The following is a 22,421-nucleotide window of genomic DNA, read 5'->3' on the forward strand; positions in this document are numbered from 1 at the left end:
CCCGCTATGTTATGATTACGGTATTAAATTAATCGAATAATTAGGTGATTATCGTTATGGACTTATTTACTTACAATCAATCCAATGAACATCAACCGCTTGCAGAACGTATGCGGCCACGGACATTAAGCGAATTTTTTGGTCAAGAGCATTTGGTTGGCGAACACAAAGTGCTGCGCCGATTGATCGAGCAGGATAAAGTGGCCTCCATGATTTTACAGGGACCGCCTTCATCGGGTAAAACAACGCTGGCAACGATTATTAGCCATATAACGAAAGCCTGTTTTGAGAAGCTGAACGGTGTGTCCATGAGCATCGCTGAGCTACGCGCGGTCGTTCAACGAGCCAAGGACAATCTGAGCCTGTACCAGCAGCGTACCATCTTGTTCCTAGATGAGATTCATGCGTTGAAAAGCAATGTGCAGGAAGCGCTGCTCCCTATAGTGGAGGATGGAACGATAACACTTATAGGCGCCACTACAGAGAGCGTAGCGCATGATATTATCCCGCCGCTTGTTTCCCGCTGCCGCGTGTACCGCTTGGAGGCTTTGGGAAATGAGGATTTGGAGGGGATTATTCGTTCCGCTCTCAAGGACCCTGAACGTGGGCTTGGCGGGGAATACGAAATAACTGAAGAAGCGCTGGCGTATCTTGCTGACGTTTCCAACGGGGATGTTCGCAACGCCCTGATTGCTTTGGAAACTGCCGCTTACTCCATTTACAATACGAAGACCATTGATTTGAAGACCATTCAAGAGGCGTACGAATCGCGGATCAATGCCATTACGACTACCGATTTCTACGACCTTACTTCTGCTTTTATCAAATCAATGCGCGGCTCCCAGACCGATGCAGCTATCTATTGGCTTGCCCGTCTTCTGGATAGCGGCGTAGACCCTATGTATATTGTAAGGCGCATTGTGGTCCATTCCACAGAAGATGTGGGGATGGCGAACCCGCATGCGCTGCAAGTGGCAATGGCTGCGAAGCAAGCGGTAGAGTTTCTGGGAATGCCTGAAGGTCGTATTCCCCTTGCGGAGGCAGTAGTCTATATTTGCGAGAGTCCGAAATCGAACAGCGCCTACAAGGCGATAGGAAGGGCAATAGACGCTGTCAAAAGCCTTCGGAATTTCCCTGTGCCTGAGAACATACGCGATGGCTCCAAAAGCTATATAAACCCTATTGACAATCCGCGAAGCCGCATGCAGTATCTTCCCCCTGAGGTGGAGGGCTTCAAGTTCTACGAGCCTCAGAACTCTGGCACAGAGAGTAAAATTTTCGCAAAGCATGTGGAACGGAAAAATAGATAAAAGCATATATCTTGCAATAAGCGATTTGGTGTGAATCGAAATGAGGCAGAAAATGAGCATAACGGCCAGAATGCACATAAACGCAAGCAGAACCAAGAAAATGGCGCATAATGCCCAACCTATGCCTCATAAACATTACTATTGACCGTAAAATGGCGATCCAGAGCGATTGAACAATTTGACGTAACGGTTCGCTTCGACTACTCTTATATAAAGATCATTTATAATTCTCATGTCCAGAAGGAGGTGCTCCTGTCGCTGTTGATAGCTGTTCTCATGCAGCAACGGTTGACAGGGAATCGTTGAGTAGTGACCCGTTACCCTTATTTTTGAATGGTATTCTGATTTTATTTCTAGTATTATTGAACGGCTTTTTCGTCGCAGCAGAATTTGCTATGGTGAAAGCAAGAAGCAGTCGAATCGACACGATGGCATTAGATGGTAACCGAAGAGCGCGGTTTGCTTCCTTATTAACGAATAATTTGGATGCCTATTTATCCGCTTGTCAGCTGGGTATTACACTTTCCTCTCTTGGTCTTGGATGGATCGGGGAGCCCGCTATCGCCAAGGCGATAGAGCCTGTGCTGCTTAATTTCGGCTTTAATGAAGTTGCTATCCATACGATCGCATTCATCATTGCTTTCTCGATCATCACGGTTCTTCATATTGTTCTTGGAGAGCTGGCGCCGAAAACAATTGCAATCCGCAAAGCCGAGAAGGTTACATTGTGGACCGCATTGCCGCTCATCGTTTTCTACAAAATCATGTATCCATTTATCTGGTTACTTAATGGCACTGCAAACTGGATGTTGACACGAATTGGGATCGAACCGGCTAATGAACATGAGTCGGCGCATACGGAGGAAGAAATTCGAATCCTCATGAAGGAAAGTCACAAGTCTGGCCTGATTGATAATACGGAATTGACGCTTGTGGATAATATATTTGATTTTGCCGAAACCCATGCCAGAGAGATTATGATTCCGCGCACGGAGATGGTTTGTCTCTATGCAAATTTAACCTTTGAAGAGAATCAAGCGATTACGCTCAAAGAGATGCATACCCGCTATCCGGTTTGTGACGGCGATAAGGATAACATTATCGGTTTCGTCCATATCAAGGATATGCTGAAGGTTACAGCGCAAGGACTGCATGATATTCGTCCGATGACACGAACGATTACGACTGTTCCTGAATCGATGCAGATTAGTACGCTGCTCAAGCTGATGCAGAAGAAGAAGACGCAAATCGCCATTCTGATTGATGAATACGGCGGAACGTCGGGACTGGTTACCTTGGAAGATATTATGGAGGAGATCGTCGGCGAGATTCAGGATGAATTCGACGAGGAGCGCGCTGATATCGAGCGTAAGGATGATGGCTCTCATTCCGTTAATGGACTTATGCTAATTGAAGAAGTGAACAGCTATTTCGGGCTTGATATCTCAAGTGATGATTATGATACGATCGGCGGCTGGCTCTATGCTCAGATTGAAATTCCGCCATCCCGTGATCAAAAGGTTTATCATCCGGACGGCTATGATTTCATAATAGAAGAAACCGATCATCTGCGGATATCCCGTATTCTAATTCGAAAGCTTGACAACAACGAGAATCTGGAAGCAGAGATTCAAGCCGAAACGGGCTAAACGATAAAAAAGAGCTGTTCCCGTCATCTGGAATGACATCGGGACAGCTCTTTTGCTATTTCTCGGTTGATTTGGGGAGAGGCTTACGATTGATGCACAACATCAATCGTACCTCCGCCAAGACACACATCGCCATCATAGAAGACAACAGCTTGTCCTGGTGTAATGGCTTTCTGCTGGACATCGAATACAACAAGTCCAGATTCGCCGTCCTCGTTCAATGTCAACGTGACGCCTTGATCGGGCTGACGATAGCGGAACTTGGCTGTACATCGCAATGGACCTTCTGGTTTAACAGGGGATATCCAATTGATTCCTGTAGCAGACAGACTATGCGAATAGAGACTTGGATGCTTGTCGCCCTGTGTGACATACAGAATGTTATTGTCCAGATCCTTCGCAGTGACGAACCAAGGCTCGCCTGTGCCAGAGCCTCCTATGCCTAGTCCTTGACGCTGGCCAAGCGTGTAGTACATCAGTCCATCATGCCGACCTTTGGTCTCGCCGGTTAGAATGTCGATCATATTGCCAGGCTGTGCCGGGAGATAGCCGCTCAGAAATTCCTTGAAATTGCGTTCACCGATAAAACATACACCTGTGCTGTCCTTTTTCTTGGCTGTTGCAAGACCGGCTTCTTCAGCAATTTTGCGCACCTCCGGTTTAGGCAGATGACCGATAGGAAACATCGCTTTGGACAGCTGGTTCTGATTTAGCGCAGAGAGGAAGTAGGTTTGATCCTTGTTGGAATCAACGCCGCGAAGCAGCTTTGTTTCTCCTTCTGCATTGCGCTCTACGCGAGCGTAATGCCCTGTCGCCAAATAATCGGCGCCGAGATCTTGCGCTTTGCGCAGGAAATCGCCGAATTTAATTTCACGGTTGCACATGACATCGGGATTCGGCGTGCGGCCGCGTCTGTATTCTTCGAGAAAATATGCAAATACTTTATCATGGTAGGCCTGCTCGAAATTAACGGTATAATAAGGAATTCCAATACGATCGCAGACACGGCGAACATCTTCTGCATCCTCTTCTGCCGTACAGTGGCCGTGCTCATCGGTATCGTCCCAGTTTTTCATGAAAATTCCGATGACGTCATAACCTTGCTGCTTCAGCAACAGAGCTGTTACGCTGGAGTCCACCCCGCCGGACATGCCGACCACAACCCGAATGGATTTATTTGTGCTGGTCATAGCTAATTTCACACCACCTTGTATGGGAAACAAAACATTTTTTCATTGTATCACATGTTGAACAACATTTTCATGAAGAAGACAACCTTTTTTCACCACAGCGGCTCGTAGTATGTTAACATAGAAGTGATATGGGAATACAATGAATTAATCAGACAGTATGCAAATAATGAGATGCAGCTTATATAACAACTGATGATTTTTCGTCGGAGAAGAGGTGCCGCTAATGAAAATTTCAACTAAAGGCCGTTATGGATTAACGATTATGATGGAGCTGTCCGGCAAATTTGGCGAAGGTCCTACTTCGCTGAAAAGTATTGCTGAACGGAACAGCTTATCCGAGCACTACCTGGAGCAATTGATCGCTCCGCTGCGCAATGCTGGCCTTGTGAAGAGCGTGCGAGGTGCTTATGGCGGATATATTCTGTCTCGTGAGCCGGAATCCATTACAGCGGGCGATGTGATCCGCATTCTTGAAGGTCCGATATCCCCTGTGGATTTCACAGAAGAGGATGATCCAGCCAAGCGTGATCTGTGGCTTCGTATTCGCGACAGCATAGCAGAGGTGCTGGACTCAACGACATTGGCAGATTTGATCAACTTCAAGGATGAAGGCCATCTGGATTCGTATATGTTCTACATTTAATGGGCTACTGGCATTTCACTAATCCAGCAGGAGCCTTGTTTAGGAAGAGGTACCCATGGAGCGATTCTATTATGACCATGCGGCGACAACGCCGCTTCATCCCGAAGTCGCCAAGACGATGATGGATGTGTATGCTGGAACGACAGGCAATGCCTCAAGCACGCATAGCTTCGGACGCGATGCGCGTCAGCTGCTGAATCGTTCTCGCGACACCGTTGCAGCTCTGCTGGGTTGCCTGCCTAATCAGCTTGTATTTACTTCTGGCGGCACAGAGAGCGACAACCTTGCCATTATCGGCACAGCCAGAGCGATGCGCAAGCAAGGCAAGGCACATATTATAACTTCCGCGATTGAGCATCACGCGGTATTGCACACCTGCGAAGCTCTGGAGCGGGAAGGGTTTCGAATAACGGTGCTGCCTGTGGATGCGCAAGGACTTGTCGCGGCTGCGGATGTTGAAGCCGCGATTGAAGCGGACACAGGGCTAATCAGCATTATGTATGCCAATAACGAGACTGGAACGATTCAACCGATCCAGGAGATTGGTACTGCGGCAAGATCGAGAGGCGTTTGGTTCCATGTCGATGCTGTTCAGGCGCTTGGCAAGATACATATTGATCTTCGCACGCTGCCCGTTGATCTGATGAGCTTCTCTGCTCATAAAGTAAATGGACCAGCAGGTGTCGGCGCGTTGTTCATCGGTGACCGAGTGCCAATTGAACCGATTATGTTTGGAGGTCTGCAGGAGCGCAAGCGCAGATCAGGGACTGAGAATGTGGCGGGGATCGCCGGATTGGCGAGGGCATTTGAACTTTCTGTGAAAACAGTGGACGAGAAGAAACTTTTTCTAGACGAGCTTCGTCTTAAATGGATAGAATGGTTGCAAGAGCTGACCGGATCTCAAGAGATCGTCATTAACGGTCATGAGATTCAGCGGCTGCCGCACATCGCAAACATCAGCTTTATCGGGATTGATACAGAGACGATGCTAATGAATCTCGATATGGAGGGCATTGCTGCATCGAGCGGCTCTGCTTGCACTGCAGGAGCTCTGGAGCCTTCACATGTGCTTCGAGCGATGGGGCTCTCGGAAGAAAGATTATTATCTGCTGTACGTTTCAGCTTCGGATTGGGGAATACTTTGGAGGAACTCGAAATTGCCGCTCAGAAAATTGCAACCTTTTTGAAACGCATTCGTAGTACTGCCTAGGAGGACTCTCCGAATCGTGATACGTATACAACATTTAATTGGTCTTCCTGTAATTGAAGTGGATTCCGGCAAGCAGGTTGGACATGTTAAGGATGCTTGGTTTGATGAGCATTGGCAGCTGGACGGCATCGTTCTTGACGCCGGCAGAAGGTTTCTATCTGCGATGAAAGCTGTTCTATGGCGTGAAGTTCTCGTTATTGGCGATGACGCCGTCCTTATTATGAAAGAAAGCTCTGTAAGCAGAATGAAGCCTCACAACGTACAGCGTTCATTTCATACAGGTGCCATTCGATTGAAGGATTTGCCCGTAGTAACGGTTCACGGCGAGCAGCTTGGTCGTGTGTCGGATGTTTATTTTGACGAATTACAGGGTACACAAATAGTAGGCTATGAGTTGACAGATGGTTTCATAGCGGATTTATTGGAAGGCCGCAAGTGGCTCCCCGCTCCGCAGGATTGTGATGCTGTTATGCTCGGGGAAGATGTTATTATCGTTCCGGCTGGCAGTGAAGCGAATTTGGAGCCGGTCGCCGTTTCTGATTTGAATATAGGGAGAAATGAACCATGAGATGCCCCAACTGCAACTCGAAGGATATCGGGAAAATTGGTTCTCATCAGTTCTACTGCTGGGGATGCTTCATTGAACTGAGTGTTAATGGCGAGAAGATGTCGGTCTTCCAAGTTGAAGAGGACGGTACATTAAGCTCCCTGGACGATCTGTTCGGTGAAGAAGAAATGCCGCAAGTTCATGCCAATTAATAGTGGCGCTATAGTGTGATTGATTTCAGCTATAACCCGTAAGATGGACACTTTGAGAGAAGTGTTCATCTTACGGGTTATTTGTTTTTTCGCGCGCTGGTTAGGGTGTAATAAAAAACTTACAAATTTAGATAAAATACGCACGTTAATGCGGGTGTATGCTGCCGGTTATGGTTCTCGTGATGTATTTGATTTAGCCTGAAGATATATTGAAAAAGGGAAAATCAGATGGTAAATTTATGAAATGTAAGGTTTTAGTAATGTTTCTTGAGTGTGGAAAATGAAGTGGAAATAAGTAAAGGAGTGAGGAGCATGGCGTTTGTTTTTGAAAAGATCACTGAAGCGGGGAGGGAAATATTTAATTCCTTTGATCTGAAATGTCCGATTAATGGAAGGCCACTAGAAGAAACAATGTGGGCGAGAGATAGGGAACGGGATGCTTTCTTAATTGCACTTGGAGGGGATGGGGAGTATGGCTCGGATCTTCCTATGTTTTATATGTTAATCTGGAATAACAATCGAATTAAAGTGGATGCATTCAGTTCTGGCAACGGGGATATCAGTAATGGTGTTGAAATGTTCTGGAAAATAACCAAAATACAAGCTCCAAAATGCTTGCTTGAAGTTAAGGATGAAATGATAGAGATTATAACGGAAGGTATTGCTTCGGAAGGCTTTGCGGGGCGATGTGAATGGACCAAAAGTGTTCAGTTTGATTACATAGCTGCACCTGAATTTATGTTAGAAGTGTATAGCCATTGAGGACATTTCAAGGCATAATAGATGATGTGCGGTTGAATGAAGTAATCATGCAAGATGAATTAAAGGAATGTGAGAAGCGATGGCATTTGTATATGAAAAAATTTCAGAAGCGGATCGGGAACTGTATCAATCATTCAATCTGAGGAGCCCGTTTAATGGAAGACCTCTGGAAACGAGAAAGTGGACAATAGATCGGGAACGCAACGCTTACCTAATCTCTCTGGGCGGACAAGGGACATATAATTCCGACATACCTATGTTTCATACACTCATATGGAATGGGAATACAATTAACATAGATTCATTTACAACCGGAATTGGTGATGTCAGTAGCGGGATAGAGAAGTTCTGGAAAATAACTAAAATAGAAGCTCCGATAGATTTATATGAGAAGAAGGACGAATTGATTGATTTAATGAAGGAAGCTTTTGATGCAAAAGGATTTGCCGGTAGTAAAGATTGTGTTGTTAGCGTTCATTTTGATTTTATCGCAGCACCTGAATTTAAATAGAGGTTATTGTATGTAGATTAAATCGCTGAACGTCTGATTAAATTAGCTGGAGACGTTCAGGTTAAAGTAGGGGCTTTCTTCGAAGCACCCGTTAATAAGGATACTATAGTCCCCTATGGTGGAAATAGGGGGCTTTTTTGCGTCTAAAGTTACAGACTGTTTTTGAGGATAGTGGAGGGGAGTTGAGTTAAGAAGCTTGATGATTTATTGGATTTAGTGTGCAGTATTGAATAAAGAAAGTTCATATGGTAAATTAAAGAAATATTGTCTATAGGTAAATAATATAGAAACTGAAATATGAAGTGAAATAAAGCAGACGAGGAGAGAGATACAATGGCATTTGTTTATGAAAAAATTTCAGAAGCGGACCAGGGACGGTTCCAATCATTCAATCTGAGGAGCCCGTTTAATGGAAGGCCTCTGGAAACGAGAAAGTGGATAGTTGATCGAGAACGCGATGCTTATTTAGTCTCCATGGGCGGTCAAGGGACATATGATTCCGAAATACCCATGTTTCATGCACTTATATGGAACGGGAATACAATAAACATAGATTCGTTTACAACCGGAACTGGTGATGTCAGTATCGGAATAGAGAAATTTTGGAAAATAACTAGAATAGAGGCCCCGGTAGATGTACGAGAGAAGGAGGACGAATTGCTAGATTTAATTAAGGACGCTTTTGATGCAAAAGGATTTGCTGGTAGTAAAGATTGTGTTGTTAACGTTCACTTTGATTTTATTGCAGCACCTGAATTTAGATTGGGGGTGAAAAAACTTGATCACTGTTGATGAAATAATTGATTATGTTGAATCATGGCGCTCTCAAAACGGGATAGCAAATACTCAAAGTTTAACCTCCGAACAATTGATAAAACTAGCTAACGATGTGCAGGGTAAAGTTAAGCAACTTTCCTTTGAATCGCCAGTTACAGGAGCTAACATTGTTCCTTATAGTGGTAAATTAGGTGATTATTACGCTTTCCAAGTGGCAGCTGGAATTTCCAAAAGCACCGGAAAGATGTTGAGTTACGCGAGCGACTTGCAGGCGGGAGATCTGCTTAATAGTGAGGAATTTAGGGAAGCACTTCAACGTGCTGCTGGCAGCGAGCTTCTTGGAGACAGAATTATTGACGGTCCTCCAAAGGAAAATGGTGTTCGCCCTTCTCGTTATGGTGTTGGCGATGTGCTGGCTATTGTTGACTATGTGTCAAAGGAGGCCATGCTCGCCAATGCACATGGCAATGTAATAACTTTAACGGCAGAAGCGATACATGGGAGTGTCTGGGCTTTGACAGAGCTGCCTACTCTTTTGGAAATGCCTAAAGTAACAAGCATTGAAGGAGTACCTAAGGAACAACTCCTTAGCCGTTTAGAATATTTCAGGGGATTGGGTTTTTCTGAAGAAAAAGCTCTAATGGGATTGCGTGAATATTTATCTGTAATATCAAAAAACAATATGTCCATGGTGGATATTTATATAAGTGAAAATAAAATTATAGGGGTTGATACCTCAAAACTGACAGGCAGAGGTGGATTTAATATTCCTCTAGGTGCAGAGAGAGTTACAACAATCGCTGAATTATTGACGCCAATATCGGAGGCTGATCATAGATTCAGATTTCCGGTAAAGTATGAATTGGCTAATCCATTGATTGTAAGCGAAATGGATTCTTACACTAGAATGATAGTTGAAACTATGGGGCAGACACCGGAATCTGGATTGAAGTCGAAATATTCTGTATTGTCTGAAGTCGCTAAATATGAAAGAGTACGCGGCATTACCCACAAGGCTGTTGGAGCATTTGGCGGTGTGCTGATTGTCATTGACGGGATAAACATGGTTTCAGAGGCAAACGAAGCCTATAAAGCTGGGAATTCAGAGCTTGGCAATAAAATTGTTAGAGATTGGACATTGGAGACAGCGGGTGGATTCGCGAATGCTGCCTTATTTATGGAGATAGTTGCGCCATTCGCTTTGACACTTGGTGTGAGTGGCGGACCATTAGGTATTGCTGCGGGTATTATTCTAGAGCTGGGAGCAGGGATCATCGGCTGGACCGTTGGAACTGAAATCGGACATTTCGTCAGTGATCTCTTTGGAGACTTGCGTAGTATATTTTACACTGCCGAGGGTATGTCATCCCCTCTTATTCTCGATCTAGATGGAGACGGTGTTGAAACAACCTTACTCAAAGACGGCATTAACTTTGATCATGATAACAACGGCTTTGCCGAAAAGTCCGCTTGGGTAGGCAAGGATGATGGTCTATTAATACGTGACGTGAATGGAAATGGAATAATCGATAACGGGAACGAGCTCTTCGGCAATAATACACTGATGAAGAATGGAGCAAAGGCAGCTAACGGATTTGCAGCTCTTGCCGATATCGACGACAATCGTGACGGTAAAATTGATGCAAATGATGCAGCTTACAGCCAATTGCGCATATGGAAAGATGTTAACAGCGACGGTGTAATTAATAATGGAGAGATTCTGACGCTTACTGATGCTGGGGTAGTATCTATAGGTACTGGCTACAGTTCATCAAACATGGTTGATGCTCAAGGAAATGAACACAGGCAGATAGGAGCCTTTACCAAGGCAGATGGAACAACCGCAGCCATGCATGATGTATGGTTTAAAATGGATAAGATGTATTCTGAAACGAATAATCCACTGGCTGTAACTGCAGAGGTGCTTCATTTACCTGATATAAAAGGTTTTGGAGATGTCCACAGCTTGCATCAGGCTATGATGAGGGATGGCAGCGGACGGCTGCAAACCCTGGTGCAACAATTCGCCAGTGAATCTGACGCCGGGCTCAGAAAGCAGTTGGTGACGACTATTATTTATGCGTGGTCCGGCGTGGAAGGAATAGATCCGAATAGCCGAGACATCAATATCGGGGATGCAAGAAAGCTGGAGGCGCTCGAACAATTTTTTGGGGAAAAATTTTCGCAAAGCGGCTCACGCAATCCGCGTATGCAGGCAGCCGCGCTCATTACAAATGCATTCGACAAGCTGTCTGAAAGCGTTTATACACAGCTATTAGCACAAACTCACTTGAAACAACTTTATAGTAAAATTTCATTCGGTTGGGATGCCAGCACGAGTAGTGCTCGGCTCGATCTTTCAGGTGCAGCAGCTGAATTATTAACGCTTCTTTCAAACGATGAACAAGCTGGGAAAGATTTGTTAAGTCAGTTTATTGGCAACATCCAGCAGCTCCAGGTTTCAGGTATTGTAAATTTTGATACATTCCGTAATGTATTTATAGCAAAGGGACCTGAATATGCTCAACTTATTGAAGTAGCTGGGAAAGTTCAACTGTTAGGTACACATGCGAACGATTCTCTAACAGGCACGGATTCAAGTGATGCGATTTGGGGGCTGGACGGGAGAGACGTTATTGTTGGCAATGGAGGTCACGATTCTCTATATGGTGACTTTGATAACAGCGTTTTTTCGGGTGGAGACGACACGCTATATGGCGGTACTGGCAATGATATGCTGGATGGAGGAGCTGGGAACGATAAGCTGTATGGCGGAGACAGCAGTGACACCTCATTGTCGCGTACAAATGGCAACGATACATATTTATTTGGTCGTGGTTATGGTCAGGATACGATCATCGATTATGACGGGACGGTTGGTAATGCGGATGTGATTAAGTTAAAAGCCGACGTACTTCCCGGAGACATGACGCTAAGAAGAAACGGCAATCATCTAGAGCTGACCATTAATGGAACGAGCGACAAATTGACGATCTCGAACTACTTCGAGAGTGGCGGCAAGTATGTGGTGGAAAGTATACGGTTTGCCGATGGGACAGTGTGGAATGCGGCGATCATAAAGGCAGCGGTGCGTGTAGTTGTCGGCAGCGAGTCGAGTGAAACGTTAATGGGCTATGAAGACCATGACGTCCTTCACGGTATGGGCGGCGATGATACGCTATACGGAAATACTGGCGATGATCGCCTCGAAGGCGGTACTGGCAATGATCAGCTATACGGTCATCTTGGCGATGATGTGCTGGACGGTGGTGCAGGCTACGATACGTTGTACGGGGGAGACAGCAATGATACCTCTTATACTCGGGCAAATGGCAATGATACGTATGTATTCGGTCGCGGCTATGATCAAGATACGATTATCGATTATGACGGAACGGCAGTGAATGCGGATGTAATCAAATTAAAAGCAGACATAGCGCCGGAAGATGTGACGCTGCGGAGAAACGGCAATCACCTGGTGCTAAGTATCAACGGAACGAGCGATAAGCTGACGGTTACGAACTATTTCGAGAGCAGCGGCAAGTACGTGGTGGAAAGTGTGCAATTTGCCGATGGCACGGTATGGGATGCTGCTGCTGTGAAAGCTGCGGTGCGTGTGATTGTCGGCAGCGAGTCCAGTGAGACGTTAACAGGTTATGAAGACCATGACATCCTTCGTGGCATGGGCGGCGATGACATGCTTTACGGGAATGCGGGAGACGATGATCTAGATGGCGGCAGCGGCAATGATACGCTATACGGGCAGCTTGGCAATGACCGTCTGGATGGCGGCATGGGCAATGATACGCTGTACGGTCATGACGGCAACGATGTGCTGGTCGGAGGAAGCGGCAACGATACGTTGTACGGCGGAGACAGCAACGACACCTCGTATACACGAGCAAACGGCAACGATACGTATGTATTTGGCCTTGGCTATGGTCAGGATACGATCTTCGACTATGACGGAACGGCTGGGAATGCAGATGTAATTAAGATGAATGCAGACGTAGCGCCAAGTGATGTGTCGCTGCGAAGAAACGGCAATCATCTGGAGCTGAGCATCAATGGAACGAGCGACAAGCTGACGGTAATGAACTACTTCGAGAGCAGCGGCAAGTATGTGGTGGAGAGCGTACAGTTTGCCGATGGCACGGTATGGGATGCGGCGGCTGTGAAGACAGCGGTGCGCGTCGTTACGGGCAGTGAGTCGAGCGAAACATTAACAGGCTATGAAGACCATGACACTCTGCGTGGACTGGGCGGCGACGATACGTTATATGGAAATGCGGGAGATGATCGTCTGGAAGGCGGCAGCGGCAACGATCAGTTGCACGGTCAGCTTGGCAATGACCGCCTGGAAGGCAGCTATGGGAATGATACGCTGTATGGCTATGAGGGTAATGATCACCTGGACGGAGGAACAGGCAACGATACGCTGTACGGCGGCCAAAGCAGCGATACCTCGTATGCGCGAGCAAACGGCAACGATACGTATGTATTCGGTCTTGGCTATGGTCAGGATACGATCATTGACTATGATGGAACGATTGGAAATGCAGATCGGATTAAGCTGAGAGCAGATGTATGGCCAAGTGATGTGTCGCTGCGAAGAAATGGCTTGCATTTGGAGCTGAGCATCAACGGAACGAGCGACAAATTGACGGTCTCGAACTACTTCGTGAGCAACGGCACGTATGTGGTGGAAAGTATACAGTTTGCCGATGGCACGGTATGGGATGCCGCAGCTGTGAAGACGGCGGTGCGTGCAATTGCCGGCAGCGAGTTGAGCGAAACGTTAACGGGCTATGAAGATCATGACAGTCTTCGTGGACTCGGCGGTGAAGACAAGCTGTATGGCAGTGCAGGCAATGACGTGCTGGACGGAGGAGCCGGCAACGATACGCTGTATGGTGGAGACAACAATGACACCTCGTATACACGAGCAAATGGCAATGATACGTATATATTCGGACGCGGCTATGGTCAAGATACGATCATTGATTACGACGGAACAGATGGCAATGCGGATGTCATCCAGTTCAATGCAGACGTATTGCCAGGCGATGTGACGCTGCGAAGAAACGGCAATCATCTGGAGCTCAGCATCAATGGTACGAATGACAAGCTGACGGTCTCGAACTATTTCGAGAGCAGCGGCAAGTATGTGGTGGAGAGTGTGCAGTTTGCCGATGGCACAGTATGGGATGCGGCAGCTGTGAAGGCAGCGGTGCGTGTTGTTGTCGGTGGTGAGTCGAGTGAGACGTTAACAGGTTATGAAGGCCATGACACCCTTCGTGGCATGGGTGGCGATGATATGCTATACGGCAATGCGGGGGATGATCGCTTAGAAGGTGGCAATGGCAATGATACGCTGTACGGTCAGCTAGGCAATGATCATCTAGAAGGCGGCACGGGCAATGATACGCTGTACGGCCATGACGGCCATGACGTGCTGGACGGAGGAATCGGCAACGATACGTTGTATGGCGGAGACAGCATTGACACCTCGTATACACGAGCAAACGGCAATGATACGTATGTATTCGGCCGTGGCTATGGTCAGGATACGATCATCGACTATGATGGAACGACTGGGAATGCGGATGTAATTAGATTGAATGCAGGTATAGCACCGAGCGATGTGACGCTGCGAAGAAACGGCAATCATCTGGAGCTGAGCATCAATGGAACGAGCGACAAGCTGACGGTAACGAACTACTTCGAGAGCAGCGGCAAGTATGTGGTAGAAAGCGTGCAGTTTGCCGATGGAACGGTGTGGGATGCGGCAGCAGTGAAGACAGCGGTGCGAGCGGTTACCGGCAGTGAGTCAAGCGAGACGTTAACGGGCTATGAAGACCATGACGTCCTTCGCGGACTTGGCGGTGATGACACGCTCTACGGGAACGCGGGAGATGACCGCTTAGTTGGCGGCAACGGCAACGATCAGCTGCACGGCCACCTTGGCAATGACCGTCTGGAAGGCGGCACGGGCAATGATACGCTGTATGGCTATGAAGGCAATGACGTGCTGGACGGAGGAACGGGCAACGATACGTTGTACGGCGGAGACAGCAGTGATGCCTCGTATGCGCGAACAAATGGCAACGATACGTATGTATTCGGTCGCGGCTATGGTCAGGATACGATCGTCGACTATGATGGAACGACTGGGAATGCGGATGTAATCAAGTTCAATGCAGACATAGCGCCAGAGGATGTGGCGCTGCGAAGAAACGGCAATCATCTGGAGCTGAGCATCAACGGAACGAGCGACAAGCTGACGGTATCGAACTATTTCGAGAGCAGCGGCAAGTCTATCGTGGAGAATGTACAGTTTGCGGACGGCACGGTGTGGAATGCTGCAGCAGTGAAGGCAGCGGTGCGTACAGTTACCGGCAGCGAGTCGAGCGAAACGTTAACAGGCTATGAAGACCATGACGTTGTTCGTGGACTTGGCGGCGATGATACGTTATACGGCAATGCTGGGGATGATCGCTTAGAAGGCGGAACAGGCAATGACCAGCTGAATGGTCAGCTTGGCAATGATGTGCTGGACGGTGGGGCTGGCAACGATACGTTGTACGGCGGAGAGAGCTATGACACCTCGTATACGCGAGCAAATGGCAACGATACGTATGTATTCGGCCGTGGCTACGGTCAGGATACGATCATTGACTACGATGGGACAGATGGAAATGCAGATATGATTAAGCTCCAAGCAGACGTACTGCCAGGCGATGTGACACTGCGAAGAAACGGCAAGCATCTGGAGCTGAGCATCAACGGAACGAACGACAAGCTGACGGTGTCGAACTATTTTGAGAGCAGCGGCAAGTATGTGGTGGAGAGTGTGCAGTTTGCCGATGGCACGGTATGGGATGCGGAAGCTGTGAGGACGGCAGTGCGTACAGTTGCCGGCAGCGAGTTCAGTGAGACGTTAACGGGTTATGAAGATCATGACACCTTGCGTGGCATGGGTGGCGATGACACACTGTACGGGAATGCAGGGGATGATCGCTTAGAAGGCGGCAATGGCAACGATCAGTTGCATGGTCAGTTTGGTAATGACCATCTGGAAGGCGGCAGCGGCAATGATACGCTGTACGGCAATGACGGCAACGACGTGCTAGACGGAGGAAGCGGCAACGATACGTTGTATGGGGGAGACAGCAGTGACACCTCATATACACGAGCAAACGGCAATGATACGTATGTATTCGGTCGCGGCTATGGTCAGGATACGATCATTGACTATGATGGCACGTCTGGCAATATGGATGTAATCAAGTTGAGAGCAGATGTATTGCCAGACGATGTGACGCTGCGAAGAAATGGCAAGCATCTGGAGCTGAGCATCAATGGTACGAGCGATAAGTTGACGGTAACGAACTACTTCGAGAGCAGCGGCAAGTATATGGTAGAGAGTGTACAGTTTGCCGATGGCACGGTGTGGGATGCGGCAGCTGTGAAGACAGCGGTGCTGGCGGTTGTCGGCAGTGAGTGGAGCGAAACGTTAACAGGATATGAAGACCAAGACGTTCTTCGTGGATTAGGCGGCGATGATACGTTATATGGAAATGCGGGAGATGATCGCCTGGAAGGCGGCACTGGCAATGATCAACTGTACGGTCAGTTAGGCCATGATGTGCTGGACGGTGGTGACGGCAACGATACACTGTATGGTGGAGACAGCAATGACACCTCCTATACGCGGGCCAATGGCAATGATACGTATATATTCGGTCGCGGCTACGGTCAAGATACGATCATTGACTATGACGGAACGACTGGGAATGCGGATGTAATCAAATTGAATGCTGACATAGCGCCAGAGGATGTGGCGCTGCGAAGAAACGGCAATCATCTGGAGCTGAGCATCAACGGAACGACCGACAATCTGACAGTACTGAACTACTTCCAGAGCAGCGGCAAGTATATGGTAGAGAGTGTGCAGTTTGCCGATGGCACAGTGTGGGACAGTACCTTTATTAGCATGAATATCGTTGCTAGTCCAACAAGTGCGGCAACAATTCTTAATGGTACGAGTAACAATGATCAATTGTTGGGCGGAGCTGTTCAGGAAATTATCAGTGGCGGTGCAGGCAACGACTTGCTGGACGGCGGTGCGGGCAACGATATTTTGTATGGCGGAGATAGCTATGACACCTCGTATACGCGAGCAAACGGAAACGATACGTATGTATTCGGTCGCGGATATGGTCAAGATACGATTATCGACTATGACGGAACGGCAGAAAATACGGATGTAATCAAATTAAAAGCAGACATAACACCGGAAGATGTGACGCTGCGAAGAAACGGCAAGCATCTGGAACTGAGTATCAGCGGAACGAACGACAAGCTAACGGTATCGAACTACTTCGAGAGTAGCGGAAAGTATGTCGTTGAGAGCTTACAGTTTGCGGACGGCACGGTGTGGAACGCGGCAATTGTGAAGGCAACTGTTCGTGCAGTTACCGGCAGCGAGTCGAGCGAAACGTTAACGGGCTATGAAGACCATGACACCCTTCGTGGCATGGGCGGCGATGATACGTTATATGGATATGCTGGCGATGATCGCTTAGAAGGCGGCAGCGGCTATGATCAGCTGTATGGCCATCTTGGCAATGACCATCTAGAAGGCGGAACAGAGAATGATGCGTTGTTTGGCAATGAAGGCAACGACGTGTTGGACGGTGGAGCCGGCAACGATGTGTTATATGGCGGAGACAGCAGTGACACCTCCTATTCGCGTGCAAACGGCAACGATACGTATATTTTTGGTCGCGGTTATGGTCAGGATACGATCGTTGACTATGACGGAACGACTGGAAATGCGGATGTTATTAAGCTTAATGTAGATGTATTGCCAGACGATGTGTCACTGCGAAGAAACGGCAAGCATCTGGAACTGAGTATCAACGGAACGAGTGACAAATTGACGGTAACGAACTATTTTGAGAGCAGCGGCAATTATGTGGTAGAGAGTGTGCAGTTTGCCGATGGGACAGTGTGGAATGTGGGGAACGTGAAGGCAGCAGTGCTTGCAGTTGTCGGTAGCGAATCGAGCGAAACGTTAACGGGCTATGAAGACCATGACGTTCTTCGCGGTTTGGGTGGCGATGATACGCTAAGCGGAAATGCGGGTGATGATCGTCTCGAAGGCGGCACTGGCAATGATCAGTTGTACGGTCAGCTAGGCAATGATGTGCTGGACGGAGGCGCTGGCAATGATATTTTGTATGGCGGAGACAGCAATGACACCTCTTATTCACGGGCTAATGGCAGCGATACGTATATATTCGGTCGCGGTTATGGTCAAGATACGATCATCGATTATGACGGAACAGTAGAGAATGCAGATGTAATCAAATTCAATGCAGATGTATTGCCAGGCGATGTGATGCTGCGAAGGAACGGCAATAGTTTAGAGCTCAGCATCAATGGAACGAGCGACAAGCTGACGGTAGCGAACTACTTCGAGAGCAGCGGCAAGTATGTGGTGGAGAGTATGCAATTTGCCGATGGCACGGTATGGGATGCTGCAACTGTGAAAGCTGCGGTGCGTGTGGTTGTCGGCAGCGAGTCCAGTGAGACGTTAACGGGTTATGAAGACCATGACATCCTTAGTGGACTTGGTGGTGATGACACGTTATACGGAAACGCGGGGGATGATCGCTTAGCTGGCGGCGATGGAAATGACCAGTTGAATGGTCAACTTGGCAATGACCATCTGGAAGGCGGTACTGGCAATGATACGCTGTCCGGTCATGACGGCAACGATGTGCTGGACGGAGGAAGCGGCAACGATACGTTGTATGGCGGAGACAGCATTGACACCTCGTATACACGAGCAAACGGCAACGATGTATACGTATTCGGACGCGGCTATGGTCAAGATACGATCATTGACTACGATGGAACGACTGGGAATGCGGATGTAATTAAGTTCAATGCAGACGTAGCGTCAGGCGATGTGACGCTGCGAAGAAACGGCAATGATTTGGAGTTGAGCATCAACGGAACAAACGACAAATTGACGGTAGCGGGCTACTTCGTGAGCAGCGGCAAGTATATGGTGGAGAGCGTACAGTTTGCCGATGGCACGGTATGGGATGCGGCAGCTGTGAAGACAGCGGTGCGCGTGGTTACCGGCAGCGAGTCAAGTGAGACTTTAACAGGCTATGAGGACCATGACACTCTGCGTGGACTGGGCGGCGACGATACGTTATATGGAAATGCGGGAGATGATCGTCTGGAAGGCGGCAGCGGCAACGATCAGCTGCACGGTCAGCTTGGCAATGACCGCCTGGAAGGCAGCTATGGGAATGATACGCTGTTTGGTCATGAAGGCAATGATCACCTGGACGGAGGAGCAGGCAACGATACGATGTACGGCGGAGACAGCCATGACATCTTCTATACGCGAGCAAACGGCAACGATACGTATGTATTCGGTCTTGGCTATGGTCAAGATACGATCGTCGACTATGATGGAACGATTGGAAATGCAGATCGGATTAAGCTGAGAGCAGATGTATGGCCAAGTGATGTGTCGCTGCGAAGAAATGGCTTGCATTTGGAGCTGAGCATCAACGGAACGAGCGACAAATTGACGGTCTCGAACTACTTTGTGAGCAACGGCACGTATGTGGTGGAAAGTATACAGTTTGCCGATGGCACGGTGTGGGATGCGGCAGCTGTGAAGACGGCGGTGCGTGCAATAGCCGGCAGCGAGTTGAGCGAAACGTTAACGGGCTATGAAGATCATGACAGTCTTCGTGGACTCGGTGGCGAAGACAAGCTGTATGGCAGTGCAGGCAATGACGTGCTGGACGGAGGAGCGGGCAACGATACACTGTATGGCGGCGACAGCAATGACATCTCGTATACACGAGCAAATGGCAATGATACGTATGTATTCGGTCGTGGTTATGGTCAGGATACGATCATTGACTACGACGGAACAGATGGCAATACGGATGTAGTCAAGTTCAATGCAGACGTATTGCCAGGCGATGTGACGCTGCGAAGAAACGGCAATCATTTGGAGCTGAGCATTCATGGAACGAATGACAAGCTGACGGTCTCGAACTATTTCGAGAGCAGCGGCAAGTATGTGGTGGAGAGTGTGCAGTTTGCCGATGGCACGGTATGGGATGCGGCAGCTGTGAAGGCAGCGGTGCGTGTTGTTGTCGGTGGTGAGTTCAGTGAGACGTTAACAGGCTATGAAGGCCATGACACCCTTCGTGGCATGGGTGGCGATGATATGCTATACGGCAATGCGGGGGATGATCGCTTAGAAGGTGGCAATGGCAATGATACGCTGTACGGTCAGCTAGGCAATGATCATCTAGAAGGCGGCACGGGCAATGATACGCTGTACGGCCATGACGGCCATGACGTGCTGGACGGAGGAATCGGCAACGATACGTTGTATGGCGGCGACAGCTATGACACCTCGTATACACGAGCAAACGGCAATGATACGTATGTATTCGGCCGTGGCTATGGTCAGGATACGATCATCGACTATGATGGAACGACTGGGAATGCGGATGTAATTAGGTTGAATGCAGGCATAGCACCGAGCGATGTGACGCTGCGAAGAAACGGCAATCATCTGGAGCTGAGCATCAACGGAACGAGCGATAAGCTGACGGTAACGAACTACTTCGAGAGCAGCGGCAAGTATGTGGTAGAGAGCGTGCAGTTTGCTGATGGGACGGTGTGGGATGCAGCAGCAGTGAAGACAGCGGTGCGTGCGGTTACCGGCAGTGAGTCAAGCGAGACATTAACGGGCTATGAAGACCATGACGTCCTTCGCGGACTTGGCGGCGATGACACGCTCTACGGGAACGCGGGAGATGACCGCTTAGTTGGCGGCAACGGCAACGATCAGCTGTACGGCCACCTTGGCAATGACCGCCTGGAAGGCGGCACGGGTAATGATACGCTGTATGGCTATGAAGGCGATGACGTGCTGGACGGAGGAACGGGCAACGATACGCTGTTTGGCGGAGACAGCGGTGATGCCTCGTATGCGCGAACAAATGGCAACGATACGTATGTATTCGGTCGCGGCTATGGTCAGGATACGATCATTGACTATGACGGAACGACTGGGAATGCTGATGTAATTAAGTTCAATGCAGACATAGCGCCAGAGGATGTGGCGCTGCGAAGAAACGGCAATCATCTGGAGCTGAGCATCAACGGAACGAGCGACAAGCTGACGGTCACGAACTATTTTGAGAGCAGCGGCAAGTCTATCGTGGAGAATGTACAGTTTGCGGACGGCACGGTGTGGAATGCTGCAGCAGTGAAGGCAGCGGTGCGTACAGTTACCGGCAGCGAGTCGAGCGAAACGATAACAGGCTATGAAGACCATGACGTTGTTCGTGGACTTGGCGGCGATGATACGTTATACGGCAATGCTGGCGATGATCGCTTAGAAGGCGGAACAGGCAATGACCAGCTGTATGGTCAGCTAGGCAATGATGTGCTGGACGGAGGGGTTGGCAACGATACGTTGTACGGCGGAGAGAGCTATGACACCTCGTATACGCGAGCAAATGGCAACGATACGTATGTATTCGGCCGTGGCTATGGTCAGGATACGATCATTGACTATGATGGAACAGATGGAAATGCAGATATGATTCAGCTCCAAGCAGATGTACTGCCAGAGGATGTGACACTGCGAAGAAACGGCAAACATCTGGAATTAAGCATCAGCGGAACGAGCGACAAGCTGACGGTGTCGAACTATTTCGACAGCAGCGGCAAGTATGTGGTGGAGAGTGTGCAGTTTGCCGATGGCACGGTATGGGATGCGGCAGCTGTGAGGACGGCGGTGCGTTCCGTTACCGGCAGCGAGTCCAGTGAGACGTTGACGGGCTATGAAGACCATGACACGCTGCTTGGACTGGGTGGCGATGACACGCTGTTCGGGAATGCGGGAGATGATCGCTTAGAAGGTGGCAATGGCAACGATCAGTTGCATGGTCAGCTTGGCAATGACCATCTGGAAGGCGGCAGCGGTCTTGATACACTGTACGGCCATGATGGCAACGACATACTGGACGGAGGAGCCGGGAATGATCTCCTGTATGGTGGTTTAGGCGATGATCATTACTATTTTGGGCTCGGATATGGTCAAGATACGATTGTAGATAGTGATGCTTCCAGCAATAATACCGATACCGTTACAATATCCGGGAATCCACTAGATCTTATATTTAATGAAGTAGGAACTGATTTAATAATTGCAAGGAATGGAACGACCGATCAGTTGAAAATCAAAGATTGGAAATCAGGTGCAAGCAATCAGACAGAAATATTCCAGACTACCACGGGCAGTCGAATATTTAACACGCAAGTAGAGCAGTTAATTCAGGGAATGGCTGCTTTTACAAGCAGTACAGGCATGGGTTGGAGTAATGCTGCTCAACAAAAGCCAGAGGAAGTCAAGATTGTTCTTGCTCAGTACTGGTCCACGAATTAACGGTAGTAATATTAGGAAGGAAAGGGTTGCTGCAAGGTCGAATCATGACTTTGCGGCAGCCTTTTGTATCGTTTAGAGAAGTATTAAATCTCTACCT

At 48.3% G+C, this 22,421-nt stretch carries 11 protein-coding genes; 10 read left to right on the top strand and 1 reads right to left on the bottom strand.

All coding sequences use genetic code 11. The annotated features are described in order from the left end of the window. Window positions 1-56 precede the first annotated feature (56 nt). Complete coding sequence (locus L6H65_RS10995; RefSeq protein WP_236341755.1) at window positions 57-1,310, top strand: replication-associated recombination protein A; 1,254 nt, start codon at window positions 57-59, stop codon at window positions 1,308-1,310. A gap of 302 nt (window positions 1,311-1,612) precedes the next feature. Continuing rightward, window positions 1,613-2,959, top strand: a complete 1,347-nt coding sequence (locus L6H65_RS11000; RefSeq protein ID WP_236341757.1) for a hemolysin family protein — start codon at window positions 1,613-1,615, stop codon at window positions 2,957-2,959. Window positions 2,960-3,042: 83 nt separating this feature from the next. Here L6H65_RS11000 and mnmA read toward each other — a convergent pair whose 3' ends face one another. Next, window positions 3,043-4,149 carry a tRNA 2-thiouridine(34) synthase MnmA gene (gene mnmA / locus L6H65_RS11005; RefSeq protein WP_236341770.1) on the bottom strand — a complete coding sequence of 369 codons (1,107 nt, stop codon included), beginning with the start codon at window positions 4,147-4,149 and terminating at the stop codon, window positions 3,043-3,045. Between the two features lie 226 nt (window positions 4,150-4,375). Here mnmA and cymR point away from each other — a divergent pair, with 226 nt between their 5' ends. From cymR to L6H65_RS11045, 8 genes are all read left to right on the top strand, one after another. Next, window positions 4,376-4,795 carry a cysteine metabolism transcriptional regulator CymR gene (gene cymR / locus L6H65_RS11010; RefSeq protein ID WP_236341772.1) on the top strand — a complete coding sequence of 140 codons (420 nt, stop codon included), beginning with the start codon at window positions 4,376-4,378 and terminating at the stop codon, window positions 4,793-4,795. A 55-nt stretch (window positions 4,796-4,850) separates the two neighbouring features. After that, window positions 4,851-6,005, top strand: a complete 1,155-nt coding sequence (locus L6H65_RS11015; protein WP_236341774.1) for a cysteine desulfurase family protein — start codon at window positions 4,851-4,853, stop codon at window positions 6,003-6,005. Window positions 6,006-6,021: 16 nt separating this feature from the next. Continuing rightward, the gene (locus L6H65_RS11020) at window positions 6,022-6,573 is read left to right on the top strand and encodes a PRC-barrel domain-containing protein (protein WP_236341782.1); all 552 of its coding nucleotides are present in this window, start codon (window positions 6,022-6,024) and stop codon (window positions 6,571-6,573) included. Next, on the top strand, window positions 6,570-6,764 hold the full coding sequence (locus L6H65_RS11025; RefSeq protein ID WP_236341789.1) for a YrzR-like zinc ribbon domain: 195 nt from the start codon (window positions 6,570-6,572) through the stop codon (window positions 6,762-6,764). Before L6H65_RS11020 ends, L6H65_RS11025 begins: the two co-directional genes overlap by 4 nt. A gap of 312 nt (window positions 6,765-7,076) precedes the next feature. Next, the gene (locus L6H65_RS11030; protein WP_236341791.1) at window positions 7,077-7,526 is read left to right on the top strand and encodes a hypothetical protein; all 450 of its coding nucleotides are present in this window, start codon (window positions 7,077-7,079) and stop codon (window positions 7,524-7,526) included. A gap of 79 nt (window positions 7,527-7,605) precedes the next feature. Beyond that, on the top strand, window positions 7,606-8,037 hold the full coding sequence (locus L6H65_RS11035; protein ID WP_236341793.1) for a hypothetical protein: 432 nt from the start codon (window positions 7,606-7,608) through the stop codon (window positions 8,035-8,037). 333 nt (window positions 8,038-8,370) lie between these two features. Next, window positions 8,371-8,829, top strand: coding sequence for a hypothetical protein (locus L6H65_RS11040; RefSeq protein ID WP_236341794.1), 459 nt, complete (start codon window positions 8,371-8,373; stop codon window positions 8,827-8,829). Window positions 8,830-9,058: 229 nt separating this feature from the next. After that, entirely contained in the window at window positions 9,059-22,324 is a 13,266-nt protein-coding gene (locus L6H65_RS11045; RefSeq protein ID WP_236341795.1) for a calcium-binding protein, read from the top strand. Window positions 22,325-22,421 lie beyond the last annotated feature (97 nt).

It is taken from the genome of Paenibacillus plantiphilus, from assembly GCF_927798095.1.
Lineage (GTDB): Bacteria > Bacillota > Bacilli > Paenibacillales > Paenibacillaceae > Paenibacillus_Z > Paenibacillus_Z plantiphilus.